General features: G+C 61.2%; 21 protein-coding genes. 13 read left to right on the top strand and 8 right to left on the bottom strand.

Features of this window, described 5'->3' with window-relative positions:
* The first annotated feature begins 38 nt into the window (after positions 1-38).
* A complete protein-coding gene (locus J4G32_RS07265) occupies positions 39-1,172 on the top strand; it encodes an alanine racemase (RefSeq protein ID WP_343232600.1) in 1,134 nt (377 codons plus the stop codon).
* A gap of 75 nt (positions 1,173-1,247) precedes the next feature.
* Here the strand turns inward: J4G32_RS07265 and J4G32_RS07260 are convergent, their stop codons facing one another.
* The 7 genes from J4G32_RS07260 to J4G32_RS07230 all read right to left on the bottom strand — a co-directional run bounded on the left by J4G32_RS07260 (position 1,248) and on the right by J4G32_RS07230 (position 8,056).
* A complete protein-coding gene (locus tag J4G32_RS07260) occupies positions 1,248-2,243 on the bottom strand; it encodes a Gfo/Idh/MocA family protein (protein WP_210485418.1) in 996 nt (331 codons plus the stop codon).
* Entirely contained in the window at positions 2,240-3,121 is an 882-nt protein-coding gene (locus tag J4G32_RS07255; protein ID WP_210485417.1) for a sugar phosphate isomerase/epimerase family protein, read from the bottom strand. The genes J4G32_RS07260 and J4G32_RS07255 overlap by 4 nt, the downstream gene beginning before the upstream one ends.
* Before the next feature lie 49 nt (positions 3,122-3,170).
* Positions 3,171-4,004, bottom strand: a complete 834-nt coding sequence (locus J4G32_RS07250) for a carbohydrate ABC transporter permease (protein ID WP_210485416.1) — start codon at positions 4,002-4,004, stop codon at positions 3,171-3,173.
* Positions 4,001-4,903 (bottom strand): carbohydrate ABC transporter permease, encoded by a 903-nt coding sequence (locus J4G32_RS07245; RefSeq protein ID WP_246504796.1) that lies wholly within the window; start codon positions 4,901-4,903, stop codon positions 4,001-4,003. Before J4G32_RS07245 ends, J4G32_RS07250 begins: the two co-directional genes overlap by 4 nt.
* Before the next feature lie 139 nt (positions 4,904-5,042).
* Complete coding sequence (locus tag J4G32_RS07240; RefSeq protein WP_210485414.1) at positions 5,043-6,245, bottom strand: ABC transporter substrate-binding protein; 1,203 nt, start codon at positions 6,243-6,245, stop codon at positions 5,043-5,045.
* A 30-nt stretch (positions 6,246-6,275) separates the two neighbouring features.
* Positions 6,276-7,268: an alpha/beta hydrolase fold domain-containing protein gene (locus J4G32_RS07235; RefSeq protein WP_210485413.1), complete on the bottom strand. Its 993-nt coding sequence runs from the start codon at positions 7,266-7,268 to the stop codon at positions 6,276-6,278.
* Positions 7,265-8,056, bottom strand: coding sequence for a GntR family transcriptional regulator (locus J4G32_RS07230; RefSeq protein WP_246504795.1), 792 nt, complete (start codon positions 8,054-8,056; stop codon positions 7,265-7,267). The genes J4G32_RS07235 and J4G32_RS07230 overlap by 4 nt, the downstream gene beginning before the upstream one ends.
* A 75-nt stretch (positions 8,057-8,131) precedes the next feature.
* Here J4G32_RS07230 and J4G32_RS07225 point away from each other — a divergent pair, with 75 nt between their 5' ends.
* Entirely contained in the window at positions 8,132-9,217 is a 1,086-nt protein-coding gene (locus J4G32_RS07225; RefSeq protein WP_210485412.1) for an ABC transporter ATP-binding protein, read from the top strand.
* Positions 9,218-9,499: 282 nt separating this feature from the next.
* Positions 9,500-10,549 (top strand): AI-2E family transporter, encoded by a 1,050-nt coding sequence (locus J4G32_RS07220; RefSeq protein ID WP_425515499.1) that lies wholly within the window; start codon positions 9,500-9,502, stop codon positions 10,547-10,549.
* Positions 10,550-10,631: 82 nt separating this feature from the next.
* On the opposite strand, the gene J4G32_RS07215 is transcribed toward J4G32_RS07220, so the two are convergent.
* Positions 10,632-12,410, bottom strand: coding sequence for a metallophosphoesterase family protein (locus J4G32_RS07215; protein WP_210485411.1), 1,779 nt, complete (start codon positions 12,408-12,410; stop codon positions 10,632-10,634).
* A gap of 182 nt (positions 12,411-12,592) precedes the next feature.
* Here J4G32_RS07215 and J4G32_RS07210 point away from each other — a divergent pair, with 182 nt between their 5' ends.
* The 10 genes from J4G32_RS07210 (at position 12,593) to J4G32_RS07165 (ending at position 26,935) form a co-directional block, all read left to right on the top strand.
* The gene (locus J4G32_RS07210; protein ID WP_210485410.1) at positions 12,593-14,071 is read left to right on the top strand and encodes an alpha/beta hydrolase; all 1,479 of its coding nucleotides are present in this window, start codon (positions 12,593-12,595) and stop codon (positions 14,069-14,071) included.
* A gap of 188 nt (positions 14,072-14,259) precedes the next feature.
* Positions 14,260-15,405, top strand: coding sequence for an alpha/beta hydrolase (locus J4G32_RS07205; RefSeq protein WP_246504794.1), 1,146 nt, complete (start codon positions 14,260-14,262; stop codon positions 15,403-15,405).
* 382 nt (positions 15,406-15,787) lie between these two features.
* Positions 15,788-16,816, top strand: coding sequence for a helix-turn-helix domain-containing protein (locus J4G32_RS07200; protein ID WP_210485409.1), 1,029 nt, complete (start codon positions 15,788-15,790; stop codon positions 16,814-16,816).
* A 44-nt stretch (positions 16,817-16,860) separates the two neighbouring features.
* A complete protein-coding gene (locus J4G32_RS07195; protein ID WP_210485408.1) occupies positions 16,861-18,036 on the top strand; it encodes an MFS transporter in 1,176 nt (391 codons plus the stop codon).
* 183 nt (positions 18,037-18,219) lie between these two features.
* Entirely contained in the window at positions 18,220-18,804 is a 585-nt protein-coding gene (locus tag J4G32_RS07190; RefSeq protein ID WP_210485407.1) for an HdeD family acid-resistance protein, read from the top strand.
* Entirely contained in the window at positions 18,801-19,910 is a 1,110-nt protein-coding gene (locus tag J4G32_RS07185) for an efflux RND transporter periplasmic adaptor subunit (RefSeq protein ID WP_343232599.1), read from the top strand. The genes J4G32_RS07190 and J4G32_RS07185 overlap by 4 nt, the downstream gene beginning before the upstream one ends.
* Entirely contained in the window at positions 19,910-22,999 is a 3,090-nt protein-coding gene (locus tag J4G32_RS07180; RefSeq protein WP_210485405.1) for an efflux RND transporter permease subunit, read from the top strand. The genes J4G32_RS07185 and J4G32_RS07180 overlap by 1 nt, the downstream gene beginning before the upstream one ends.
* Positions 23,000-23,100: 101 nt before the next feature.
* The gene (locus J4G32_RS07175; RefSeq protein ID WP_246504793.1) at positions 23,101-24,258 is read left to right on the top strand and encodes an efflux RND transporter periplasmic adaptor subunit; all 1,158 of its coding nucleotides are present in this window, start codon (positions 23,101-23,103) and stop codon (positions 24,256-24,258) included.
* Positions 24,259-24,279: 21 nt separating this feature from the next.
* Positions 24,280-25,971: a hypothetical protein gene (locus J4G32_RS07170; RefSeq protein WP_210485403.1), complete on the top strand. Its 1,692-nt coding sequence runs from the start codon at positions 24,280-24,282 to the stop codon at positions 25,969-25,971.
* 19 nt (positions 25,972-25,990) lie between these two features.
* Positions 25,991-26,935, top strand: coding sequence for an ABC transporter transmembrane domain-containing protein (locus J4G32_RS07165; protein ID WP_210485402.1), 945 nt, complete (start codon positions 25,991-25,993; stop codon positions 26,933-26,935).
* The last annotated feature ends 56 nt before the right edge of the window (positions 26,936-26,991 follow it).

Below are 26,991 nucleotides of genomic sequence, written 5' to 3'. Positions count from 1 at the left end.
GCGATCTCCCGCTTCCGGCCGCCATTCTCAAGCGAGACGTGCTTGCCGCGAACAGCGCGTGGATGGCCGAGTTCACAGAAAGGAACAACCTGCTGATCGCGCCACATGGCAAGACGACCATGGCGCCTCAACTCTTCGATCTGCAGATTGCGGACGGAGCCTGGGCCATGACGGTCGCGACCGTGCAGCAGCTGGAGGTGTGCCGCCGGTTCGGGGTTCGCCGCGTGTTGCTTGCCAACCAGCCCGTGGGCCAAGAGGCGCTTGATGCCTGCTTTCGCGCCTTGCAGCAGGACGACGGGTTCGAACTCTATTGCCTGGCCGATAGTCGGACCGGCGTTGCGCTTCTGGCCGAGGCCGCCTTGCGCCTTCCGCCGCCGCGAGGCAACCGGCTGCGCGTTCTCGTTGAGATTGGGTTCGACGGCGGCCGCGCCGGCGCGCGCACGCGTGATGAAGCCATGGCGATAGCGCGCGCGGTTGCAGCATCGCCGGGCCTTGTTTTGTCCGGGTTCGAGTGCTTCGAGGGGTTGCTGCCAGATCCGGCATCGGCGGGCCACCTCATCGACGAAGTGGCGGCCGTTGCTGACGCGGCCGAAGCGGAAGGTTTGTTCTTGCCCGGAGAACCGGTCGTGTTGAGCGCCGGCGGCTCATCGTTCTTTGATAGGGTCGGCGAGCAGTTCCGGGATGTGGTTTTTCGCAGGCCGGTCCTGCGCGTCCTGCGGTCTGGATGTTACCTCACCCATGACTCGCTCGGTTATGCCAGCGCGTTCCGGCGGATTGTCAGCGAGACGTGCTTGCTCCTGCCATCTGGTGGTGGTCTGGAACCGGCCCTGGAGGTCTGGGCTTATGTGCAGTCCAGACCCGAGCGCGGACGGTCGATCCTCACCATGGGAAAGCGGGACGTCGGTTTTGACAATGGCCTTCCCGTTCCCGAGCGATGGTTCAGGCCGGGAGGAACGATGACGTGTCCGGAGCCAATGCCCCGAGGCCATGCGGTGCTCGCGCTCAATGACCAGCACTGCCATTTGGGGACGCCTGGCGAAAGTCCGCTTCAGGTTGGCGACATGGTTGGCTTTGGCATTGGCCACCCGTGCACGACGTTCGACAAGTGGTCACTGTTGATGGTGGTGGACGACGACTACCGCGTCGTCGACGCGGTCAAGACGTACTTCTGACGACGGCGTGAATCCGGTCGAGCCGGAACTCACGCCCTTTTGCCGAGCGACTGCGGCACGCTTCTGTCGGCTAAACTAGAGCTCGAGTTTGCTCCGTAATGTCTCCAGCCATTCCATGGCCACCACGCCGTCGTGAATGGTGGGTGCGGCCGTCTCTGCACCTTGAAGCGCCGGGACCACGTCGGTCATCAGCGCGTGATAACCTTTGAAATCTTCATTTGCTGCAGCCGTGAAGTTCGGCTTCCACGTCAGGGTGTCCTGGTCTCCCGTCAGCAAGGCACGAGGGTCGTCGGCTTTGAACGCAGGGTTGCGATGCCACGTCACCTCGATCACGTCCTCGATCTCGATGCGCTGGTGGTCTCCCATCACCTCGATCCGCTCCACTGGCGTTCCGCGGGACTGCATGGTCCCCATGGCGATAGTACCAATTGCCCCGCATTCGAATTCCAGATGAACGTGAAAGAGAAGGCGGCCAGGTGACTTCTCGACTTTGTGGGCAGACATCCCGCGGATGGGCGACACGAGAAACGAGGGCAGGTCCATGTAGTGGACGCAGTGATGCAGGAAGAAACCCGTGTAATCGACATTGCCGGCGAAGTAGCCAGGCGCCGTCATGTAATACCCCGTCAGGCCGTAGACCGGGCCGAAGTTCCCGGACTTGAGGATATTGTGAGCGATCTTGTTGCCGATCGAGTAGCGCTTCATGAAGCCCACAAGGAGAGGCTTGTTGGCGCGCTCTGAGGCCTCGCGAAGTTCGCGCGCGCCTGCGGCGGAGCCTGACGGCGGCTTCTCCATGAAGACCCCGAGGCCGCGTTCCAGGGCTGCCCTGCCAAATGCAAGATGCTGATCCGGCCCTACCGCCATGCCGATAGCATCAAGGCCCCCGGTCGCGATCAAAGCCGCGGCGTCGGTGGTGAGGTTCTTCACGCCGAACTGGCGCCCCGCATCAGACAGGCGCTTTCCGTCGATATCGCACAACGCCACAATTTCGACGTCCTGCCGAACCAGCTGCGGAAGCAGCATCTGCGTCGCGTGGACCCCGCATCCGATCCAACCCATCTTGAGTGTCATCGTCTGAATTCCGTCAGCAGAAGGTGAGATTTGATGAACGCGGCTGAAGCGGCAAGTCGCTCGCTTTCGTCCTCGTGCGGAGGGCGCCATTGGGCGAACGGCACGCCGAAGCGATCGTCGTTGCGTCGAAATGGTTCGAGCGAGATGGGACCGTCATAGGCGATATCATGCAGCGCGCGGCCGACGGCAACCCAGTCGGTCGAGCCGGTGCCCGGAAAGCCCCGGTGGTTTTCGTTTGCCTGAAAGTGAACGAGTCTCTTGCCGCCGAGGCGAATGGCCTCGGGGATCGACGCCTCCTCCATGTGCATGTGAAAGGTGTCGAGCATCAGCTGAACCGACGGGTGACCGACAGCGTCCAGCAATTCGACGGCTTGCTGCGTCGTGCAGAGAACGTCGCTCTCAAAGCGGTTCAGCGGCTCGACCGCAAGCGTGATCCCTGCCTGCTGTGCGTGGCGACCAGCGGCTTGCAGACCGACCACACAGCGCTCCTTGCGGTCGAGGCGCTCCGCTTCCGAAACAGGCTGCGGAGCGCGACCTGCAAAGACGAGGGGATTTCCTGTGAGCGGCCCGCCCACGATGGAGGCACCGAGCGCCTTGGCCGTGTCGATCGCATAGCGCAGATAGTCGATGCCGGCCTGATGCCATCTGGGGTCTGCGGAGGAAAGATTGCGCTCCAGATTGACGCGGGCAGCGAGAACAACGGAGAGCCCCGCATCGCTCAGCGCCCGCCGCGCAACCGGCAGATCGAGCTCGCCTGCTTCAGGAACGAGGAGTTCGACAAAGTCGAAGCCCAGCTTCCGCATTGTCTCAAAGAGGGGGAAGTGCTCGGCTGTGAAGGGCCGTGCATACTGCATGGAAATGAGTCCGACGGGATTCATGTCTGATCCTGAAATGATAGTGAAGGCAAGTCGGGCGGGCGTTGCTGGGTCATCCTTTGACGGCCCCTTGCGTGAGGCCGCCGATGAGACGTCGCTGAACGATCAGGAAGAGAAGCGTCGCCGGGAGCGCGCCGACAACGCCACCGGCCGCAAGCAATCCCCATTCAATCTGGTACTCGCCGATGAGGGTCTGGATTGCCACCGTCACCGTGCGGACGGTGCGCCCGCCGAGTGTGAGCGCATAAAGATACTCGTTCCAGGCAGTGATAAAGATGTAGATGCCCGTCGAGATGATGCCCGGCATCGCGAGCGGCAGGACAACCCGGCGCAATGCCATCAGCCGCGAGCAGCCGTCAATCATGGCAGCCTCGTCAAGACTCTTGGGAATGGCCCCGACATAGCTCGTCAGCATCCACACGGCGAAGGGAATGGCGACCGTGGCGTTTGCCAGGATGAGACTGAGATGTGTGTCGAGAAGTCCCAACCGCCGCATGAGGATGAACAGAGGCAGGATGAGCAGCACCACCGGGAACATGTTGACGAGTAGAAACTGCAGCATGATCAGCCGGCGGCCTGCAAAGCGGAACCGTGAGAATGCGTAGGCCGCAGTCACCGAGACCGTCAGGCCGAGCACGACCGTACCCAGTGCCACGATGAGACTATGCCCCATATTGGCCACGAAGGATGTCTGCCGCAACAGCCGCACGTAATTGTCAACGCCCCAGCCCGAAGGCGAAACGGAAACGCCCGACTGCGCGATCTGGGCCGAAGGCGTCAGCGATGTCAGCACCAGCCAGGCAAAGGGGCCAAGCGCGAGCAGCACGATGAGCAAGACGGGCAGGTCTGTTGTGAGGATCCGCCGGAGGACCGAAGGCTTGTTCATCGCTCGACCTCGCGCATCGTCCTCAAGATGTAGATTGCCACGATGCTCCCCAGGAGCACCGTAAACGTAACAGCGATAGCCGTGCCATAGCCGAAATCAAGGTTCTGGCGGGCGCGGATGAAGGCATAAAGCGGAAGCGTGTACGTGGCGTATCCAGGGCCGCCACCGGTCATGACGAAGATCACGTCCATGGAATTGGCGACCCAGATCACGCGCAGAAGTCCTGCGGTCGCGAGCACCGGGCCAATGCCCGGGAGCGTGATATGACGAAACTGGCGCCAGGCGCTAGCGCCATCGATGGAGGCCGCTTCGTATTGGCTCCTTGGGATGCCTTGCAGGCCGGCAAGGATCATCACAGCAAAAAACGGAAAGCCCTGCCAGACGAGAGTTGCAATGACGGCGTAGAGGGCAGTCTTCGGGTCGGCAAGCCACGGAATGCCGGACTGGATAATCGAGAGGTTGAGGAGAATGTCGTTCAGTACGCCCGTGTTGGGGTCATAGATCCAACGCCACATCAGGGCGATGACGACGCTCGACAGCGCCCATGGAATGATCACCAGCGCGCGCGCCAGTCCGCGCCAAGGGAACTCGCGATTGAGCAGCAGTGCGGTCAGAAGTCCAAGACCCATTTGGAGAGGAACAGTCAGGCCGATCCACAGCGCGGTGTTGCCCAACGCAACCCAGAAAACGGGGTCGGCGAATAATTTGATGTAGTTCCCGAAGCCGACGAAGCGGCTCGCGTTGGGTTTCCACAGGATGAGGTCATAGAGACTCGTAATCACCGCCTCGACCATCGGCACAAAGACAACCACGAGGACGACGAGAATTGCGGGGGCAAGCAACACATAGGGCAGGATCCTGCGCTGCCATGGCACGGGATATCTGGAATTCAGTGTCATGGTTGAGGCATGCGCTGACATCGGGGGCTCTCGTGCTGTCCGCGGGATCGAACGATGGGAGGCTATGATAATTGAAACAGAGACAGATTTTCCGATCTCCGCCGCCGCGTCTTTCGGCGACGGAGATCTGCGATGGCGTCTACTGTTTGAACAATGCCTCGAGCTGCTTCATCATCTGCTCGGATGTGATCTGCCCGGTTAGCGCCTGCTGCATGGCAGTCTGCCACGCCGTGTTGACGAACTCCGCGGTTGCCGTGCTCTGCGGCAGAACAGCCGCGAAGGGCAGGGAGTTGACCGTGGCGTCGACAAACCGGCGCTCGTGCAGTTTCCAATCCTTCGAGCCGCTCTTCGTCACGGTCATCTGCCCTGTGGCCTTGTTGAACGCGACGTTGTTCTCGCCCTCTGCGAGGAACGCGATCCACTTCCACGCGGCATCCTTGGCCTTTGACGAGGAGAAGACGGCCAGTGACTCATCGCCATAGGAAGTCCACGACTTTCCATTGCAGGCGGGGACTGGCACGGCCGAGACCTTGTCGCCCAGGGCTTTCACCAGGTCATTCGACGACCCGATGTGATGGATTGTCATGGCCGTCTTGCCGGCTTTGAAAGCGGCGATGATTTCCTGGAACCCGTCATTGGGTGCCGAGGGAGGAATCACCTTATCTTTCTGGAAGAGATCGATGACCCACTGGTTGGCTGCCACAGCCTGCGGCGTGGTCAATCCGCCGGTTTCGAGCTTGGCACCCTGAGACAACACGAAGGCGCCCCACTGATCCCAGCCGCCCTTGCCACCGCGCAGGCCAAAACCGTAAGTCTCAGGGGCCTTTGTCAGCGCTTTCGCGACAGTTCGGAAATCTTCGCACGTCTTGGGTGGTGTGAGGCCCGCGGTCTTGAGCAGGTCGTCGCGATAATAGAGATACAAAACCACATACTGGATCGGCAGATAATACTGCTTCCCATCCGATCCCTTGTTGAGATCGATCAGATGATCCAGGAGGTCCGCCTTTCCGGCCCAGGCGTCAATGCGCTGCCCGATCGGTTCAAGAGCCCCCATCTCGATGAGGCGCGGCTGCGCAAACAGTTTCACCATCGCCGCATCGGGCGCGTCCCCGCCGACAATCGATGTGTAGAGATTGTCGTAGTAGCTGTTCCAGGGAACGTTCTCGGCCTTGATGGTGATGCCCGGATTTGCGGCTTCGAACTTCTTGACGAGGTCCGACATGGGGTTCTCGGGATTGTCGAAGTGGTACCAGAACCGAACCGTTTCGGCGCTTGCGGTTCCGATGGCTAGTCCTGCGAGAAGCGCACAGGTGGCACCGATCGTCTTCATGAGTCGTTTCATTGTGTTTCCTCCTGATCTTGTTTTTGAAACTCAAGGCTGTCGGTTGGTTGTCATCCTCCGTGCGGCCGACCCCGCATCCGCAAGTGCTTGGCGTGCTGCGATGAGTTCGCTGCTCATCTGAAGAAATCCGTGCACCACGCCGGGGACGACATCCACACGCTCCGAACGACCGAGTGACTGGAGCCGCGCGGCGAGGTGAAGGCTGTCCGACAGTAAGGGATCGATCCCTGCGGCCATGAGGTACAGGGGCGGCAGTGCGAGCAATGCGTCATCACTTGCGCGAACAGGCGAAACCAGAGGATCCAGGCGGCGATTGCTGTCCTGAACATACCAGTCCCAGTATCGCTGCATCTTGCCGGTCGTCAGCCCAGGCCCATCGACGAACTGGCGATAGGACGGGGTCTCGAAATCCGCCGCGTAGACACCGTAGAAGAGCAATGCGCCTGCTGCCGTCTGGCGGCCCTCGCGGTGTTCGTGGATCAGGGCAGCGAGAGCAAGATTCGCGCCGGCGGAATCGCCTGCGACGAGAATGTCGCCCTTGAGCGCGCCTGTTGATTGAGGCGCCCACAGGCAGGCGCGAAGCGTCGCAATGACGTCCATGAGTCCGGCCGGATAGGGATGCTCTGGCGCCAGCCGATAGTCCGGCACGACGACCGAAAGTCCACTCTCAATGGCAAGGAGGCGCGCGCATCGCTCGTGGGTCTGCGGGCTGCAAAAGGCAAATCCCCCGCCGTGAACAAACAGAATTGCTCCATCCGACGCGCGATGAGGCGACATGATCCGCACGCGGCAATCGGCCGAACCGAGGGTGCGATCGGCCGGTACGACGATATCGGTGACGCTCGCCATGTCAGGCAGGTCGCGGTTCCAGCGAAGATTGGCCTGCTCGGAGAGAGAGCGCCCTTCGCTGGCCGGAAGCGTCGTCGGATCCACCGGCGGTCCGCTGTCATCAGCAACCACCTGCAACAGCCGTTGCATCTCCGGCGCGAGGCGAGATGAAAACGGCTTCGGAGCGGCGGTCACTGGTTGGCGTCCGGAAAAACGATCGGGCCAAAATCGACGATGGTCGCAATATGGTGCTGAAGACAGGCCGAGGCCGACGGGATGTCGCCCTTGTCGATGGCGTCCAGAATGGGCCAGTGGCGCTCGGCTGTCGCGGTCAGGTCGCGCAGCGTTCCGGTCTTCGAAATCTTGAAGCGGTGGTTGTGCACCAGGCATCTGTGCAGAATTGGGTCCAGGGCGGGTAGGTTGGCCTCCTGGAACAATCTGCGGTGGAAATCACGATCGAGCGATGCCAGTTGCAATTCGTCGTCGGCTTTCGCCGCTGAGGTCATCTCGTCAATGAGCGCGCGAAGATCACCGACGAGGTTTCGGCCTTTTCGCGCAATTGCCCTGGCGATTCCGTTGCATTCGATCTGCTGTCGCACGCGAAACATTTCAATGGCTTCGTCAGTCGTGCAATCGGAGACTTGCGTGCCACGATGCCCCTGCCGAAGAACGAGGCCCTCCTCCTGCAGCTGCAGGAGCGCCTCGCGGACAGTGCCCTGGCTACAGGAAAACCGAGCCGCCAGCTCAAGCTCAACCAGGGAGGCTCCAGGCGCGAGATCGCCGAGCATGATATCGTGTTTCAGGGCGTGAAATGCCGCGGCGGATTTCATGGGCCGGTGATGAAATCCACGCAGAGAGCGGCGCGGGTTGGCCTCTTGCATCAGTCCGACTTTCGCCTGTTGCCAAATTCTCTGATTATCAATATTGATATCGATATTAATGTCAAGAACCGTCCTGATCGTCGGGTGCTGCCGGTACCCCATCACGACCAGAGCCGCAGAACGCCAAGAATGACACGCACGCCCGCCAGGCGTCGACGTCTATAGGGAGGCTGGAAGATGTCGGTCATCGCATTGCGGGACGTGAGAAAGTCGTATGGGGATCTTGAGGTCATCCATGGCGTGAATCTGGACATTGCCAGCGGCGAGTTTGTAGTCTTGGTCGGCCCTTCCGGGTGCGGGAAGTCCACTCTTCTGAGGATGATCGCAGGACTCGAAGAAATCACGTCAGGCGAGATGCGGATCGGCCAAAAGGTTGTCAATGCGCTGACGCCTTCAGAGCGCAACATCGCCATGGTGTTCCAGGACTACGCGCTCTATCCGCATATGACGGTCGAAGACAACATGGCGTTTGGATTGCGCATGCGAAACGAGCCAGCTGCTGAAATCAAGCGACGAGTCGATGAAGCAGCGGACGTGTTGAAGATTGGACCCTTTCTCGACCGGCGCCCGGCGCAGCTCTCGGGCGGGCAACGCCAACGCGTGGCGATGGGGCGTGCAATCGTTCGCCATCCGGATGCATTTCTGTTCGATGAACCGCTTTCGAATCTTGATGCTGCGTTGCGCGTGGAGATGCGTCTCGAGATCGCGAAACTTCATCGGCGGATGCGGGCAACGACCGTCTATGTCACCCACGACCAAGTGGAGGCGATGACGCTTGCGGACAGGATTGTCGTCATGAATGCCGGGCATATGGAACAGGTCGGACGTCCGCTCGACCTCTACCGGCGTCCCGCCAGCCTTTTCGTCGCGCGGTTCATTGGAAGTCCGACGATGAACATGATGTCCGGACGGATCACCGACCGCTCGACCCGCAACGTCTCAATCGACGTCGGCAAGACGGCCCTCAGTGTCGATGTGACGAGCGACATGACGATCAAACCCGGAGACGAGGTGGCGATTGGTCTGCGCGCTGAGGATCTGGTGGCTTGCGATCCCGCCGAGGCGTGGTTTACCGGAGAGATTTCCATGGTCGAGCGGCTGGGGGGTCAAACCTACGGCTATCTCGACATCGGCAACGAGCGCGCCATGACCGTCGAATTCACCCGAACAAGCGAGATCCAGCCGGGCGATGTGATTTCGGTGAAGGGAGATCCCCGTTTTCTGCACGTCTTCGACAATCAAGACGGCGCACGTCTGAACTAGCGGTCGGCGTCGCTCGAACGGAGCGGGTGCTCCGCCGGGGCTGTTCCCTGAAAGCCGCACGCTGCCATGCGCATCTGCAGTTGCGCACCTGAGACAGATCGGCAGGTCGGAGCGCAGATTTCCAGTCAACGTCGACCAAATGGCACCGTACCGGCTGTGATGGGTATTGTTGGGACTGGCAGTGTTCAGACAAACGACAACCTGTTTTGCCTTGCCTCCTGGCTCCTCCGGGAATTACCATATCGATCAATCAGATCGTTCTTCACCAGGAAGTGTCCCGATATGCGCGACTCCATGCCTCTGACGAGCACGCGGGGGCTCATCACCATGATAGGGGTGTGTACTGCGATCCTGATTATCGTGGCGCTCTATTTCGCGCGAACCGTCTTCGCGCCACTCGCCTTCGCACTGTTTATCATTGCGCTCGTGTGGCCCGTTCAGCGAGCCTTGCAAGCCAGGTTTCCAAAGCTGATTGCTTTGGCGATCAGCATTCTGGCCACCGTCGTCATCGTGATGATCTTCGCCTCGATCATCGTCTGGGGCTTCGGGAGGGTGGGACGGCACCTTGTCAATGATGCCGCGCGATTCCAGATGCTTTACGGGCAGGTGGCGGACTGGCTCGATGGACACGGTGTTGCTGTGGCAGGGATGTGGGCAGACCACTTCAACGTTGGATGGCTGATCCGCCTGTTCCAGGAATTGACGACACGGATCAGGGCAACCCTCAGCTTTTCTCTGGTCGTCCTGATCTATGTGATCCTCGGGCTTCTCGAAGTGGATACGATTGCCGACAAGTTGCGGCGCCTGAAAAACAGGGAGATCGGGAAGGTCCTGTTGACCGGCGGGTACGAAACCGCGGTAAAATTTCGGCGCTATATGATCGTTCGGACTCTCATGAGCATCATGACGGGTGGGTTGGTCTGGGGCTTTGCGTATCTGGCTGATTTGCAGCTCGCTGCGGAGTGGGGCGTGATTGCCTTTGCGCTGAACTACATTCCCTTCATCGGCCCATTGGTCGCAACGGTGTTCCCGACCCTGTTTGCCATTGCGCAATTCGAATCGTGGCAGACGGCCGTCATCGTCTTTGCTTGCCTGAACCTCATCCAGTTTCTCGTCGGCAGTTACCTGGAGCCCCGGATCGCCGGCGGGGCGTTGGCCATATCGCCCTTCATCGTCTTGCTTGCGGTCTTTTTCTGGACATTCCTCTGGGGGATCGCCGGCGCCTTTATCGGCGTGCCTATTGTCATCGCAATTCTGACCATCTGCCACCAGCATCCGTCCAGTCGCTGGGCCGCGGATCTCCTGGGTGGCCCTGAGCCGGCCAAGGCCTGATTGCTGCCCGACGGCAAGACGACTGGCTCTCAGTCCTTTTGTTCGTTCCCGCTGTCACAACGCGAGCCAACAGCCAGATTTGTCAAAGGCTCTCCAGGCCGGGGTCGATGCCGTCTGTTGGCGAGGTGACAGGCGTTCCCGCCATGGTGACACGATGTGGCTTCAACAAACCTACGCCTGCCTGACTAACTCTCATCGTATGGATGTAAAAGTATGTCCCCATGTCGTTGGTCGCCTCCATGACAGGTGAAGGCGCGGAGAGGATGTGCAGGCCGCCGCATTCCCCGATCCAGTCCACATGCCTGTGGCCGTGCATGACGACCACGCGCTTGGCGAACCGCTGAAGGCGACGGACGAACCAACTGCCGTTGACAAGAGCCGTCCCAATTCGCTCGGAGAGGGCTTTCGCGGGCTGCGGATACTCCACGACATGGTGGTGAAGGGCGACAAGCCACCCAGCGTTGGGATAGGCCGCAATCGCCGCTTCCATTGCGTGCGTCTGCTCCACGGAGACAAGGCCGAGCGCGTTTGTAAAGGAGAAGTGCGCTTCGGCGTTGGAATTCAGAATGACGACGCCCATGCCATTGTCGGTCGCCGGCGTCATCACCATCGGAAAAATGCCGTCCCACAGGTCTCCCAATTTCTGTGAGAGCCGGATCGATCCCAGATCGGCAAATGCCGCTATGTCGGCGAGCCGAGGTTCGAGCGCTTCGTTCAGGGTCGTTCCGAGCGTCATCCCATTTCGGTTCACAATCCGGACCCGCGAGCCCTGGAGGCGAGCGAGCGCCGCAACGTTTCGGATCTGGCGAAGTCTTTTCTTCGGGCTCAATGGGAGATCGAGGCGGGCGGGGTTTGCTCTGTCGACGACGTTGACGTCATGGTTCCCAGGCAGGGCGATCATTCGCTCGGCCAGTTCCGGATACGGCGCCAGGGCGTCAAAGAACTCTGCCCATTCGGCGGAGCGGCCTGCATCCGTCAGGTCTCCCGTGATGAGAATGACGTCGAGCGGATCCTCGTTGTGGAGCCGCCTCAGCTCGGCAAGCGTCTGCCGAAACCGGTCGTTGCCGCGTGGACCGGAACGCCCGCTTTCGATCCGGAATCCATATCGTTCGCCCACCATATGGATGTCGGAGAGATGTGCGATGCGAAAATGGCGTCCGCCCCGCGTATCCTCGGCGAAGACGGTGAGGTCACGTGGCTGGGCCATGGACGCATCGGCCACGCCCCAGAGCAGCGACGCGCCTGCAAGATAGGCCGAGATGAGGATGGCGCTGTTCGCCAAGGCGATGCGCATGACCTCGTACGGAGACGCGAAGTCCATCAGACTGCCGACCCAGCGAGAGGACGGCCATGCCAGGCCAATGACAAACAGGGCGGCGACGCCGATCGCCAGGCCGGCGCCCGCGGCCGTGGCGGCATAGATCTTGGGGCCATGCGCAGTGTTGGCGGAAAATGGCCGCACGCGCCCGACCAGGTGGCGCAGGCCTTCACGGAACAGCACATATCCCGGCTGAACGGCCAGAGCATTCAGGGTCCAGAAGCTGCTCTCCGCCATTCGAAAGAGCTTGCGTCCGCCAAACCACCCCACACCGGCCAAAGCCGCCACGAAGAAAACCGGAAGAATTCCGGTCAGCACAGCCGAAGCCTTCGACGAAATGGCTGACAACCACGCCGAGATGAGAAGCGGCGCTATTCCGAGCGTGAGGCAAGGGAGCCCGACCAGCAGGATCCATGCGAGCACCAACTTGGGCAAGCTGACCTCGGCGAGCAGGCTCCCCGCGAGCGAAAACAATGAGCGGCGTTTTGTGCTCAGAGCATCGTCTTCGATATCGCCGAGTCGTGGATCAAGCACCGGAATCATCCCTGCGTCAGCACTGGCTAACACGCGCCGCCGCTCAGTGCCAACGCTCGAGAGGGATCCGACTTGACCAGACGGGTGTCGTCAGCCACTCGTCTTCCTATCGGTATCTTGCCGGGCGTCGTGCCTTCGAGCGAGAGAAAACTGCTGGTAATGACCGGCAGGGGGCGAGGGGACGGTGGAACATGCCCGCGAGGATCATCAGGTTTGCGACGCGTCTTTCCGTGATATTGATTGTCATCTGTCTGACGCTCCTTGCGGTGCGGGCATATGATTCACAGAGGGGAGCCGCGCTCGAGCCGTGGCATACATACGTCCCCCACGAGCTGAGCGTCGCGGAACTCGATCGGTCTGACTGGACGGGGTACCGAGAGGCCGAGGCGAAGATCTTCGCCGACATACGGGCAAAGGTCACTCAAAAACTCGACGTCGAGGAACGGGTTTCGTTCAACCGCTACTTCGAGGGAAGTCCTGTCTATCCCGGACATTTCGCGCAGGACTGGAATCGATCGTACGAACTCGAGCCCGTTGGTCCGTCCCAGGGTGCGGTTGTTCTCCTGCACGGCCTCACTGACTCTCCTTATAGCCTTCGCCATATTGCCAACCATTATCGAGAACGGGGATTTCTGGCCGTCGGCATTCGGTTGCCGGCACACGGCACCGTGCCTGGTGCGCTGACCGACGTCGAATGGGAGGATTGGGTGGCTGCAACCCGCCTCGCTGTTCGCGAGGCGCGCGCTCGCGTCGGCAACTCCGTTCCGCTTCATATCGTCGGCTTCTCAAACGGGGGAGCGTTGGCGATGAAATATGCGCTGGATGCACTGAGCGACGGGACATTGGCCAAGCCCGACCGCATCGTCCTGATTTCTCCCATGATCGGCGTCACGAGCTTTGCGCGGTTTGCGGGGCTCGCAGCCTTGCCGGCGATCCTGCCGGCCTTTGCCAAGGCGGCCTGGCTCAGCATTTTGCCCGAGTTCAACCCCTTCAAATACAATTCCTTTCCCGTCAACGGCGCGCGCCAGTCCCATCGTCTGACAGCGGCGCTGCAGGACAGCATCCTCCGGGCCGCCCGCGATGGACAGCTTGAACGGCTTCCACCCGTGCTGACATTCCAGTCAACCATGGACTTTACCGTCAGCACACGCGCGGTGATTTCCGCGCTGTATCTTCAGCTTCCGGCCAATGACAGCGAGATCGTGCTTTTCGACCTCAATCGCTCCGCAAAGTTCGGCCCGCTGTTTCGTGCCACCAGCGACACCTTTCTGTCGCGCCTGTTACCGGAGGCACCACGCCGGTTCAGAACCTCCGTCGTGACCAATGCAGCCCCTGACACCGGCGAGGTCGTGGCACGGATCGTGGACGCCGGCACAACGGCCGAAAACATTGAGGACCTGCGTCTTGCCTACCCGCGGGATGTCTTTTCACTCTCCCACGTGGCGCTTCCGTTTCCGGTCAGCGATCCGCTCTATGGGCTTGACCCAGAGGGCACCGAGACCTTCGGTGTTTCGCTGGGCTCCATCGCGCCCCGTGGGGAGCGCGGGGCGCTGATCGTGGACATGGACACGCTCCTGCGCTTGTCGTCCAATCCCTTTTTCGCCTTTCTCATCACGCGGATCGACGCAGCCATTGACCAAAGTCTCAAGGGTTCGGCCGACAAACGTTAGCGCTCTGGCGGTGGACAGGGTCGAACGTCCGCACAAGTTTGGTTACTGGTGATCGGAGAAGGGCAGCCTGGTCCTTCCTCCGGACAGTGTTCTATGGTCCTCTAATCCGGCGATTCAGTGGATTTGCGTCAGGCGGGCGGTCTATAATCCGTCGGCAACAGCCTAATCGGCAAGTTTGAGGTCCAGCTTTGCGTCACAGGCTCCAATCACTGGCAGGGCTGATCTCCGCACTTGCGGTCCTCGGGCTCGGAGCGTGCGCCGGCCACCCGCGCGGCATGCTTCTTCCCGTCGATGTGCCAGCCAAAACAACGGTTGTCGATCTGCTTGCAGCCACAACGCGGGATCCTGCCGAGGACCCGGGTGTCCTGTTCGGGGGCGGGCGCGGCGCAGGCGTCTCTTACGCCAATATCACCGTATCGCTTCCGGAAGGCCGCCCTGTGGGATCGGTTCAGTGGCCCCGGAACACCCCGGGCGACCCGTCGACCGATTTCGTCGTTTCGTCCGTTACGCCACTCCCCGAGGATCGCCTTCTCGACTGGTTCAAGAAGGCCGGCGGGAAGAAGCGACGGGTCTTCGTGTTCGTCCACGGGTTCAACACCCGCTTTGACACCGCGACTTTTCGCTTCGCGCAACTCGCGCACGACTCCGATGCTGACGCAGCCCCGGTGCTCTTTTCGTGGCCGTCGCGGGGTCGCCTCCTGGATTACAAGTTGGACCATCAGAACGCCACCTACTCGCGCTCGGACCTCGCCCGTCTCCTTCGCGCCGCCGCGAGCAGCCCTTCCGTTGGCGAGATCACGATCCTGGCCCATTCCATGGGGGGATGGCTGGCGGTCGAAGCCTTGCGCCAGATCGCGTTGCAGGATCGCGGTGTGCCATCGAAGATCAAAAATCTCATTCTTGCCTCGCCCGATCTGGATATCGGTGTCTTCCGCCGACAGTTGGAGGATATTGGCCCCCGACGGCCGCGGGTGACGCTCTTCGTCTCGCAGAACGACCGCGCTCTTCGGCTGTCACGTCTTATATCTGGCGGCATGACACGGTTAGGGGCCGTCGATCTGACAAGTGAGGCGTATCAGCAGCAGCTCGCCGATCTGCCGGGTGTCACCGTGATCGATCTCAGCGCATTGAGTGGAGGCGATCGCATCAACCACAGTCTATACGCCGAGAGCCCGGTGATTGTCCGGCTGATCGGAGACCGGTTGATCGATGGACAAGTCATGACCGATGCCGATGCATCTTTCCCGCTTGTCGCCGGCGACGTGATCGGCGCTGCCGGCACAGTCCTTGCCACACCCTTCTTCATCATCGACAGTGCGGCTCAATCGCGTTGAAATGCCTGCCATATCGCCCTCGCACATACGACAGGTCTGTCGGCGCCTGTGCCCGCTGGGAAGGCCTCACGCTCTCGGAATCTGACGCCATCTGCGTTTGGAATCCCGGTTGCGCGACCGACGCTGACTGCGAACCGGGACCAAAAACACAGACCCGGCGCTCCTTAGAGGCAGTATAGGAGGCAGTAGGATTTTTTTTCGATTGACCCGGTGTAAACTAGACCTTAAATTTAGTGACCGTGCGTCACTAACTTGTAGGTCGAATTCTCTTGACCCTATTCTCCGTTGATGTGCGTCCGGCCACGTGTGGGACCGCCCGGAGTATCTGCAGGTTCTCGAGTGATGACAGAGCGTGGCCCTAAACACCGAGGGCGGAACAGTGATGCAGCACATCGATCAAAGCTCGGTAAACGACGCGAGCCTTTCTCCTGATCGGTTCTCCACGCGGCCATTGCCCGATTTCCAGCAATTCGAGGCGTGGCGAAGCTTCATGTCTCATATTTCAGATATCTCGCTTGTCGACAATCATGTGCAGGGATTCGAAGTCGACTATCTGTCGTGGGATCTTGGAGGGATCTCGTTGTCGCAGACATCCCTCCCTTCGACTGCCCAAAGGCGGTGGCGACACCTACCTAAATCCCACATGGACCACTGGTGCCTTGTTCTCTCCAAGGGTCCGGACCACTGTTCGCCCAGCGGATCGTCACAGAAGATCAGTTTCCGATCACTGACAAAGCCTTTCGAGGGCGAGGGAGCCGACGAAGAGGTCGTGACGCTGTACTTGTCACGCGATCTTTTTCGAGCTGAAGCGAGATCGCTCGACCTTGCCCATGGGGCGGTTCTGAAATCCTGGCAGAGCGCCATTCTCACGGACTACCTCACGGTTCTGGCCCGAGAGTTGCCTTCGGTCTCGCGGGACCACCTGGCAGGATTGAGTGCGGCGACCTGCGCGGTCGTGAAGGCGTGTCTTGCCGCGACTTCCGATGCGACCGCAGAAGCGGAGAAGCCGATCGTCGTCGCCCTGCGAGAGCGTGCCCGCCGAATCGTGCGGCAGAACCTCGCTTCCGCTGATTTCGGTCCGGAGACACTGGGGCAGATGGTGTTTGTTTCCCGCTCCAAACTCTATCGTATCTTCGAGAGCAGTGGAGGCGTTGCGCGGTCCATCCAGCAGGAACGTTTGGCCGAGGCCCATCGACGGCTGACGCAGTCCCAGCTGAAGAAGCCGATCAGTGCGCTCGCGTCGGAAGTCGGCTTTACTGATCATTCGGCCTTCAGCAGGGCGTTCAAACTGGAATATGGATACAGTCCAAGCGAGGCGAGAGAGCTGGCGCTGGCCAAAAGTTTGCTTGAAACGCAGATTGCCTCGGATATTCCGACCGATGGCGCCGCATTGTCCAAGGGGGCTTCCTGAAAGGGCAGAGCCTTATCGAGAACGCGCGCGCCGAGAGATTCTCCATGGCATCCGCAAGGTTGCGCCTTTCAAGTTTGTACGCAGCGCTCTTCTTCGAGCTCGGAATCAATCTCCCGTTTTTCCCCATCTGGCTGCGCGCACAAGACCTTGACGATTTCTCGATCGGCCTCGTGGTGGCGGCCCCACTCTTTGCGCGGATACTCGCCAATCCGCTCGTGACCGCCTACGCCGACCGGTATCGCCGTACGCCGTCGACCCTGCTCGCCTGCGCCACAATCGTGATGGTCGGGACCCCGTTTCTCGCCATGACGAGCGGCTTCCCGTCCATCTTGTGTCTCGTCATCATCATCGCGCTCGCCCAGGGACCATTGATCGCCCTCGCCGATACAATCGGCTTGGCGGCATCCAGCGGCGGTTTTGGGCGCAAGCTCGACTATGGCCGCATGAGGTTGTGGGGCTCCGTCGCCTTCGCGGTTGCGAACCTGTCCGCGGGGACTTTGCTGCTTTGGCTGTCCCCAGCCGCTATTATCGGCCTTTTAACAGTGTCCGCAGTCGCGACTGTCATCGCTGCCATGGCCGCTTTGCGGCTTCCCACATCAGCCCCCGAAGAAGTCATGCCGGCAGACGGCGCGTCAACACCGCGTTTGTGGCGCATCGGCTTGGTCATCGCGGGCGCTGCTTCCATCCAGGCGAGCCACGGCACGGTGTACGCGTTCAGCACGCTTCATTGGCAGAGCGAGGGTCTCTCCAGCGGCACGGCGGGTTTCCTGTGGGCGCTCGGTGTCGTCTCGGAGATCGTCGTTCTTGCCGTGGCAGGCCGTCTCGTGGTGGGTGCGGCCGGCCCTTCCATCCTGGTGCTTCTCGGCGGGGGCGCGGCAATCGTTCGGTGGCTCGGCATGTCGCTGGATCCAGGGATCCTTCCGCTGTCAGTTCTTCAGCTCAGCCACGGTCTCACGTTCGGCGCGACCCATATCGGGAGTATCCTGATCTTGTCCCGTCTTGCGCCGGCCGGAATGCAGGCTCAGGTCCAGGGTTGGCTCGCCGCGAGTTGGGCAGGCCTCATGGCGATTCTCATCATGGTGAGCGGTCGGCTCTACCCAAGCGAGGGAGAGCATACCTACCTGCTGATGGCCGCTGTTGCGGGCATTGGCGTTCTCCTCCTGTGTGCGGCGCTCACTGGTGTGGGAGCCAGAAAGCCCATGCGGGCGGAGGCGGTCTAACGCTCATGCAAGTTTGGGATAATCAGCATAGTTTTGAGATGGTGAACTCATCCCCGAGGCAGGACCTGCTGATAGCGTTTCCGGATACATGCGGCCGTCCCGGCCGGGGTCTCTGTTGAGAAGATGGCTGACCCCCGAGGCTGATGCTGGCGCACTTCGCAACCAGACAGGTGCAATGGCAGGATGAAAAACCTCGATCGCGGCAAGCAAGCCGGTGAGTTCGGTCCACTGGCGCTTCGGTTTCGCTGGGTTGGGTTTCTGTTACTGGGATTGGTGCTTCTCTTCTGCGGAATCGCCGCGGTTTCGGTGCCCACCATGTCGACCATTGCGACCAGCACGGTGCTGGGAATCGCACTTGCCATCGCCGGTGCCGTGACCGTCATCCAGACTTTCCAGGTCAAAGGATGGGCAGGGTTTGCCTGGCAGTTGCTGTGCGGCGCTGCAGAGATTGTGGGTGGCCTTCTCATCTGGCTCAATCCCATGAAGGGCGCCGCTGCCGTCACCCTCCTGGTGGCAATCGTCGTGCTGGCACAGGGTTTCTCGCTGTTGGGTCTTTCGCTTAGGGTTCGGCGCGAGCAAGGTTGGGGCTGGCTTTGCGCCGCCAGTTTGATCTCGATCGCAATCAGCGTGGCACTCGTCTTTCGCTTTCCCTTCACAAGCGTGACGACTCCCGGGGCCATGGCTGGGATCGCCTTGGCCGTTGCCGGTCTTGCCTACATCGCCATGGCCGTGGGCTTGCTCAAAGTCCGATCGGATATGGTGGGATGATGTTGCCTGGATTCCAACTCGCAGATCGGAGCGGTCGGGCCCGTGTGGCGATCGCTGCTGCAGGCCTCTTGCTGCTGGCCGCCTGCCAAAAAGAACCGGACGCACCAGTCGCTGTTTCGCGACCCGTTCGCATCTTCACGGTTCAGAAGCAATCTCCGCAATCCGCCCAAACGTTCACAGGTCGGATTGAGGCACAGGATCAACCCGCGCTGTCTTTTCGCGTCTCCGGGCGCCTTGCTCAACGGGCCGTTGATGTGGGCTCACAGGTCAAGGCCGGTCAGATCGTGGCACGGCTTGATCCTGAGAACGAGCTCAATGCGCTTCGCTCGGCGCGGGCGGCGTCCTCGGCGGCCGAAGGCGTCCTGACCCAGGCCGAGAATAATCTCGACCGTCAGCGCCATCTCCTGGAGCGCGGCGTCACGTCACAGGCTCACTTTGAAGCCGCGGCACAAGGTCGAAAGGCGGCGTTTTCGCAGGTGGTTGCTGCAAAGGCACAGCTTCAGAATGCTGAGGACTGGGTGCGTTTCACGGAACTTGAAGCCGACGGGCCCGGGATCGTCACGGCTGTCGGCGCCGAACCCGGGGAGGTCGTACAGGCCGGCCAAATGGTCATTCAGCTGGCGCGGACAGCGGGACGAGATGCAGTCTTCGACGTGCCCTCGCAGCTCCTCGGATCGTCATTGTCGGACGTTCCCGTCTCGGTTCATCTGTCGGATGATCCCAAATTGATCGCAACCGGACGCGTCCGCGAAATCTCACCTCAGGCGGATCCCATCACCCGAACGTTTCAAGTCCGTGTCGGCCTCGCGGATCCGCCCGCAGCTTTCCGTCTGGGCACGACAGTCATCATTACGATGAAAGCTGATGACGGTGAGCTGCTGCCGATCCCGACGACGGCCCTGACAGCAGACCGGCAATCGCCCGCCGTCTGGGTCGTTGACGCGAAAACACGCGCTGTCTCGCTGAGAAAAATTGAGCTGGCACGCGTCGACCCTGCCACGGCTTTTGTCGCCAAGGGCCTCACTGCGGGCGATGTGGTCGTCACAGCAGGCGTGAATTCTCTCAAGGAGGGCCAGCTGGTGCGCTTGTCCGGGACGGATCTGTGATGGCACTGAACCTGTCCGAGTGGTCTCTCAAGCATCGTTCGCTGGTCGTCTATTTGATGCTGGTTGTCGCGATTGCAGGCGTGGCGTCCTACTTCAAACTTGGGCGAAGCGAAGATCCGGCTTTCGTCATCAAGACAATGGTCGTCTCTGCGGCCTGGCCGGGCGCGACGCTGGAAGATACGCTGAAGCAGTTGACCGAGCGCCTCGAGCGGCAACTCGAGGAAACACCAAACCTCGATTTCCTCCGCAGCTACACCAGCCCTGGGGTCACGACCATTTTCGTGAATCTCAAAGGCGACACCTCTGCCGCGAAGGTCCACGACACCTGGTATCAGGTTCGCAACCTCGTGGCGGATATTCGCCTGCGCCTTCCTGCAGGCGTCATCGGCCCCGGCTTCAACGATCGCTTCGGCGATACATTTGGAACCATCTACGGTTTCACTGCCGATGGGTTCACCCATCGCGAATTGCGCGACCATGTCGAACAGATCCGCTCGCGGCTCCTTCTCATCCCGGATGTCTCGAAAGCGGAGATCATTGGCGCGCAGGACGAGAAGATTTTCGTCGAGTTCTCAGTAAAGGAACTGGCTAATCTCGCGATAAACCGGGCAACGCTCCTCGGCGCTCTTCAGGCCCAGAACGCGGTCCGGCCTGCAGGAACGATTCAGACGGATGACGAGAAGATCTCTCTGCGGGTATCCGGTGCGTTCCAATCCGAGCTCGATATCCTGAACATCAATTTCCCAGTGGGGGACCGCGTGATCCGCCTGGGAGACATCGCGAGCGTGCATCGGGGCTACTCAGACCCGCCCCAGCCCCTGTTCCGGGTGAACGGGCAGCCGGCAATCGGTCTGGGTATCGCCATGCGGGATGGCGGTGACATCCTGGCGCTTGGCGAGAATATCACAAAGAGCATGGCGGCGATCACAGCGGACCTGCCACTCGGCATCGATGCTCGGCTGGTCGCGAACCAATCCTCGACGGTCGAGCATGCTATTGCGGACTTCATGGCCTCCCTGTGGCAGTCGATCGCGATCATCCTGGTCGTGAGTTTCATCAGCCTGGGCGTCCGTCCCGGCTTGGTTGTTGCCCTGTCGATTCCGTTGACGCTGGCGGTCGTGTTCGCCGTCATGGACATTGTCGACATCGACATGCAGCGTGTCTCGCTGGGTGCTCTCATCATTGCCCTGACGCTCCTCGTCGACGACGCGATGACGACGACTGACGCGATGATGACCCGTCTCGCGGCAGGGGATGACAGGGAGCGTGCAGCCACGTACGCATTTCGACGCTTTGCCTTCGCGATGCTGGCCGGGACGCTCGTCACCATCGCCGGCTTCGTCCCGATAGGCTTTGCGGCGAGTTCGGCCGGCGAATACACATTCTCGCTGTTCGCGGTGGTCGGCATCGCGCTCGTTGTATCCTGGTTTGTCGCTGTCATCTTCTCGCCTCTGCTGGGCGTGTGGCTTCTCCGGCCCCCGAAGGCGAAATCCAGCCCGTCATCGCCCGGCCGCGTCATGGCGATCTATCGGGGCGTTCTCGATGCAGCGATGGGCGCAAAGTGGTTGACCATCGGCGGGACAATTGCCTTGTTCGTTATCTCTCTCCTGGCATTGCCTTTGGTTCCGCGACAATTCTTCCCTGCCTCTGATCGCCCTGAACTGCTTGTCGACCTTCGCTTGCCTCAGAACGCCTCGATCTTCGCAAGCCAGAATGTCGCCAAGAAATTCGATTCGCTTCTGAAGGATGATTCGGATGTCGAGCGCTGGAGCACTTATGTGGGCCAGGGCGCAATCCGATTCTATCTGCCGCTCAATGCGCAGCTCCCGAATGACTTCTTCAGTCAGGCCGTCATTGTCGCCAAGGACGTTGCCGCACGAGACCGCTTGCATGTGAAGCTCGAAGCCCTCCTGGCCAAGGAGTTTCCGAGCCTCGTCGCGCGCGTCTATCCGCTCGAGCTCGGCCCTCCGGTGGGTTGGCCCGTGCAGTATCGGGTCAGCGGGCCCGACCTGGCAGTCGTCCGTGATATCGCCCTGCGTCTTGCCGCTGTGGTTGCGGGCGATCGCCATACCGAGAATGTCAACTTTGACTGGATCGAACCGTCGCGAGAGCTTGGTATTCGCATCGATCAGGATGAAGCCAGGCGCCTTGGCCTCAGCTCGCAGGCGCTTGCCACTGCGCTTAGCACTGTCGTCTCGGGTGCCTCCGTCACGCAGATGCGGGACGATATCTACCTCGTGGATGTCATCGCTCGCGCAACCGACGAGCAGCGCATCTCGCTATCGACGCTCGAGACGATCCAGATCGCTCTGCCCAATGGACGCACCGTTCCACTGTCGCAGTTCGCCAGCTTCTCCTATCAGCAGGACTACCCTCTGGTCTGGCGCCGGGATCGCGTTCCGACGTTGACGGTCCAGGCCGATGTCAAGCCTGGACAGCTGCCGGAGACGGTCGTGGCAGACCTCGCAGCCGGCATCGCGGATCTGCGCAAGACCCTTCCGCCATCCTATGCGGTGGCGTTAGGCGGGACCGTCGAGGAGAGCGCGCAATCCCAGGCGTCGGTGGTTGCCGTTGTTCCCCTCATGCTGTTCATTATGCTGACGGTCCTGATGGTTCAGCTTCGCAGCTTCCAGCGGCTTCTGATGGTGCTGAGCGTCGCCCCTCTCGGCATCATCGGCGTTGTCGGCGCGTTGCTTCTGTCTGGTAAGCCGCTGGGCTTCGTTGCGCTTCTCGGCATCCTCGCGCTGCTGGGGATCATCACCAAGAATGCCGTTATTCTGATCGGTCAGATCGACGCGGAGCGCGCCAGCGGCAAGAGTGTTCGGGAAGCGGCCGTCGATGCGAGCAGCTCCCGTTTCCGCCCTATCATGCTGACGGCGATCTCGACAGTGTTGGGCATGACGCCGATCGCCCCGACTGTCTTCTGGGGCCCGATGGCGTTTGCGATCATGGGTGGCCTTCTTGTGGCGACGGTTCTGACCCTGGTGTTTCTGCCGACGCTCTACGTCACTTGGTTCGAGCGAGGGGAGTCGGCACGGGAGCAGAAGGTCGCTCCCGGCGTCCGACCGGAAGGGGCAATGTCGTCATGATCCCGGCCAAGAGACAAGACCGTCCTGAGAACGGCGGGAGAAGATGGGTTTGGCGCCTCAAGGCGTCCCGCCTGGGGTTGATAGGGATTGCTGTCCTGTCGATGACAGCCTGCGAGCGTGATGCCGGTGCCGAGCGACCCGGGCCCCGTCCTGTTCACGTCCTTGTTGTCAAACCCGGGACGATTGATAACGACGTCGTCTTCTCGGGTGACATACAGGCGCAGAACGAGGTCGCCTTTTCGTTCCGGATTGGCGGCAAGCTGCTCGATCGGCCACTTAATGTTGGCGATCACGTCTCTGCCGGCCAGATCCTTGCGAGACTCGATCCGCAAACTGAAGCGAACGACGTCCGGGCTGCCGAGGCAACTGAGGCGGCGGCTCGCGGACAGGTCACGAAGGCCCGCAATGCCTTCTCGCGCCAGGAGGAACTCATGGCGCAGGGATTCACCACCCGCCCGCTCTTCGATCAGGCGCAACAGGCCCTGCGGACCGCGCAGGCTCAACTCGATGATGCGGAAGCGCGCTCGGAAACCGCCCGAGACCGGCTCGGCTTTACCGAGTTGCGGGCTGACGCGGAAGGGATCGTGACTGCACGCGGGGCGGAACCCGGCGAAGTTGTCCGGCCAGGACAGATGATTCTCCAGGTCGCACGGGCAAATGGCCGAGACGCGGTCTTCGATGTTCCGGCAGCCATGCTGCGCTCCACTCCGCGGGATCCCATTGTCAGGGTTGCACTGGCGTCCGACCCCGCCGTGATGGCCACGGGACGCCTGCGCGAAGTGGCAACCCAGGCAGATCCGGCGACCCGGACGTTCCGGGTCAGGGTGGGTCTTGATCTTCCCCCGCGTGAGATGGCGTTGGGCGCGAGTGTTGTCGGCCGAATGGCCCTCGACTCTGCCACCGTGATTTCGGTCCCGGCAAGCGCCTTGACCGCATCGGGACAAGACCCAGCGATCTGGGTGGTCGACCCGGTGACAATGGGGGTTTCTCTCCGCCCGGTCGTGGTGCTGCGATACGGGCCTAGCGATGTGACGATATCCGAGGGGCTCAAGCCCGGCGAGACCGTTGTGGTTGCGGGCTCTCAGGCACTGCATCCAGGCCAGGTGGTCAAAGTGCTCCCTGCCCGAACAGCGTCCGTGGCAGGCAGGCTTGCCGCCCTTGGTCGACCAGGCTCCGACACATCTTTTGCGCCTTGTGGCGAAGGATCGGCACCGCTCTCGTGCGAGTTCATCAGCGGGCGCGCTGCGAATGCCGGCTGAATTCCGCAAGTCGGCCGTCACATGACCGCGTCCAGCCTTGCCGACTTTCAGCCCTTGAGCCAGGCGGAAGAGAAAGTCGTCGCATTGCTGCGAACCGGCGATTTTGATCGGTTGGGCGACGGTCTGCGGCCGGAGGAGGCCACCCCGGAGCGTGTGCTGCGTGCGAAATTCTTGCGGTTCCTCATTCTGGGGGGCGAGGAGGGAGCGCGGCCACACGAGAAGGGCCTTCGCGTCAGCGGCGCCTTCGTGACGGGCGTCCTCGATCTCGAGGGGTGTCGCATTGCCCACGACATCGGTCTCAAGGATTGTCGCTTCGACGCGACGCCAGTGCTGCGTTCGGCAATCATCGACAGCATCTTCCTCGATGGCTCTGCATTCCCGGGGCTCGAGGGCGAGGGATTGGAGGCGCGCGGAAACCTCTCGCTGCGCGGCGCGACAGTCTCGGGAGAGATTCGGTTGCGCGGGGCGAGACTTGGCGGAAATCTGGAATGTGACGGGGCGACCATCGCATGGCCCGACGGTATGGCGATCGGTGCCGGCGGTCTTGAGGCGCGCGGGGGTGTCCTTCTGCGCGGCGCCCGGCTCAGAGGCGGCATTTCTCTCACCGGCGCGAGGCTTGGGTCAGATTTTGACGGGGTCGGGTTGACGATCGAGCGCCCGGGCGCGGTAGCTCTCGACCTCGACGGGATCGAGGCGCGCGGGGATCTGGCCCTGCGCGGCGCGACGGTGATGGGTGAAATCCGCGCGGAAGGCGCGCGATTTGGTGGCGATGTCGATTGTTCGAGTGCGACCCTTGCGCAACCGGATGGCGATGCGCTGAAACTGAATCGCGCCACTATCGAGGGCGCGTTCTTCCTGCGGCGGGGTGTGAGCGTGCAGGGCGCCATCAACCTGACCGCTGCAACCATCGGCGCCATCGACGACGACAGGGAGAGCTGGCCTCAGAAGGGCGATCTGCTGATGAACCGTTGCCGCTATGGCGCCTTCATCGGCGGGCCGGTCGATGCCGCGAGCCGGCTGGACTGGCTGGGGCTTCAAGTCCCGGAGCGGTGGGGCGAGGATTTCTGGCCGCAGCCCTATGAGCAGCTCTCGGCGGTGTTTCGGGAAATGGGCCACGACGACGACGCGCGCGCCGTGTTGATTACAAAGGAGCGACTGCAGCGCCGCGCGCGCCGGGCGCGCACAAAGAGCTCCGTCTGGCGATGGTTGCTGGCTGCAAAAGACGGGATGCTGGCGATCACGGTCCGGTACGGTCGCCAACCGTTGATGGCATTCCTGTGGCTGGCAATGTTCTGGAGCCTCGGGGTCATTGTGTTCAGTGTCGCTGAAAGGCAAAGCGCTCTCAAACCGAACAGTCCAGTTGTCCTGCGATCCACGGAATGGACCATGTGCTCGGTCGCTCGATCTGACCAGCGCTTCATGCCCGGCACCGAGAGCTTCGTCAGCGGGCGTGCTGCAAAAGATCAGACGCAGTTATCCTGCTTCCATGAGCAGCCAGAGGCGGTGAGCTATCCTGAGTTCAATGCGTGGATGTACTCACTCGACACACTTCTGCCCGTTCTTGAAATCGGGCAGATGCAGTACTGGCGGCCGGACCCGGCCAAGCCCTTCGGGCCGATCGCGCTGAACTACTTCTATTTCCAGACGATTGTCGGCTGGGCGCTGAGTCTGCTCGCCGTTGCGGGCTTCTCCGGACTGGTCAAATCGAAATAGTTTCCATGAGGAATTGACGTTGCCGTGGGATGACCCGAACCAAAACAACAACGAGGCTGCGAGTTTCTACCGCCGCATCTGGCAGCTTTCGGGACGCTCCCAGGTGACGTTGATCGGGCTATCGATCATTGTCTCCGCCCTTGCGGCTGCGCCGTTGCATTTCCAGAAGGAACTCGTCAACGGTCTCACCTATGGCATCTCGTTCAGTGCCGTGCTGCTCCTTGGCGCGCAATATGCCTCGGCAATCGTCGTGACGATTCTGGTCAAAGGGCTTCTGAAGTACCGCAGTGCGATGCTGGGTGAGTCGATCGTTCGACGCATTCGTCGAAGGATCTACACCGCCTATGCGGAGCATCGCGCGAGTGGTGCGCCGCCCAAGCTCGCGCCAGGCACGCTCGTGAGTATGCTGACGGGGGAAGCCGACAAGGTGGGCCATTTCGTCGGCGACGCTTTTGCCGGGCCGCTCGTGCAGATCGGAACACTGCTGAGCGTCCTGCTCTATATCGGAGCTGGAGAGCCGATTCTCGGGCTCTTCATTCTGGCGGTGATTGCTCCGCAATTCTTCATCATCGTGGCAATTCAGAAGCCGATCAACCGTGTCGTTCGGACCAATCTCGAACTGCTGCGCGCAGGAGGCGACCTTGCCGTGAGTGCGGTCGGGATCGAGCAGGACGATGAGGTGCTGGCGACCTTCGAAGGAGTTTATGAAGCAAAGAAGCGCTTTCATCTCCTCAAACTGTCGATGAAATCGGCGCTCAATGCCTGCACCGCATTCGGGACCGTCGGGACACTTGTTCTTGGTGGCTGGTTGGTCATCAACGGGGACACTGACGTTGGAACTGTCGTTGCCGCTCTGAGCGGCTTGACGCGACTGGCCCGGCCCTGGAATGACCTTGTTGCCTTCTATCGCAGCCTGAACTCCGTACGCGTCAGATTCAAGTTTCTGGAAGAGACGATGGCGTGAGCCCGTCACTAACGATCTGGCGTCAGGGGCAAGCAATCAGCGTTAGGACGGGCTTG

This window comes from Microvirga antarctica (assembly GCF_017921815.1).
In the GTDB taxonomy this organism is placed as follows: Bacteria; Pseudomonadota; Alphaproteobacteria; order Rhizobiales; family Beijerinckiaceae; genus Microvirga; species Microvirga antarctica.
This window is presented reverse-complemented; position numbering and strand designations above follow the sequence as displayed.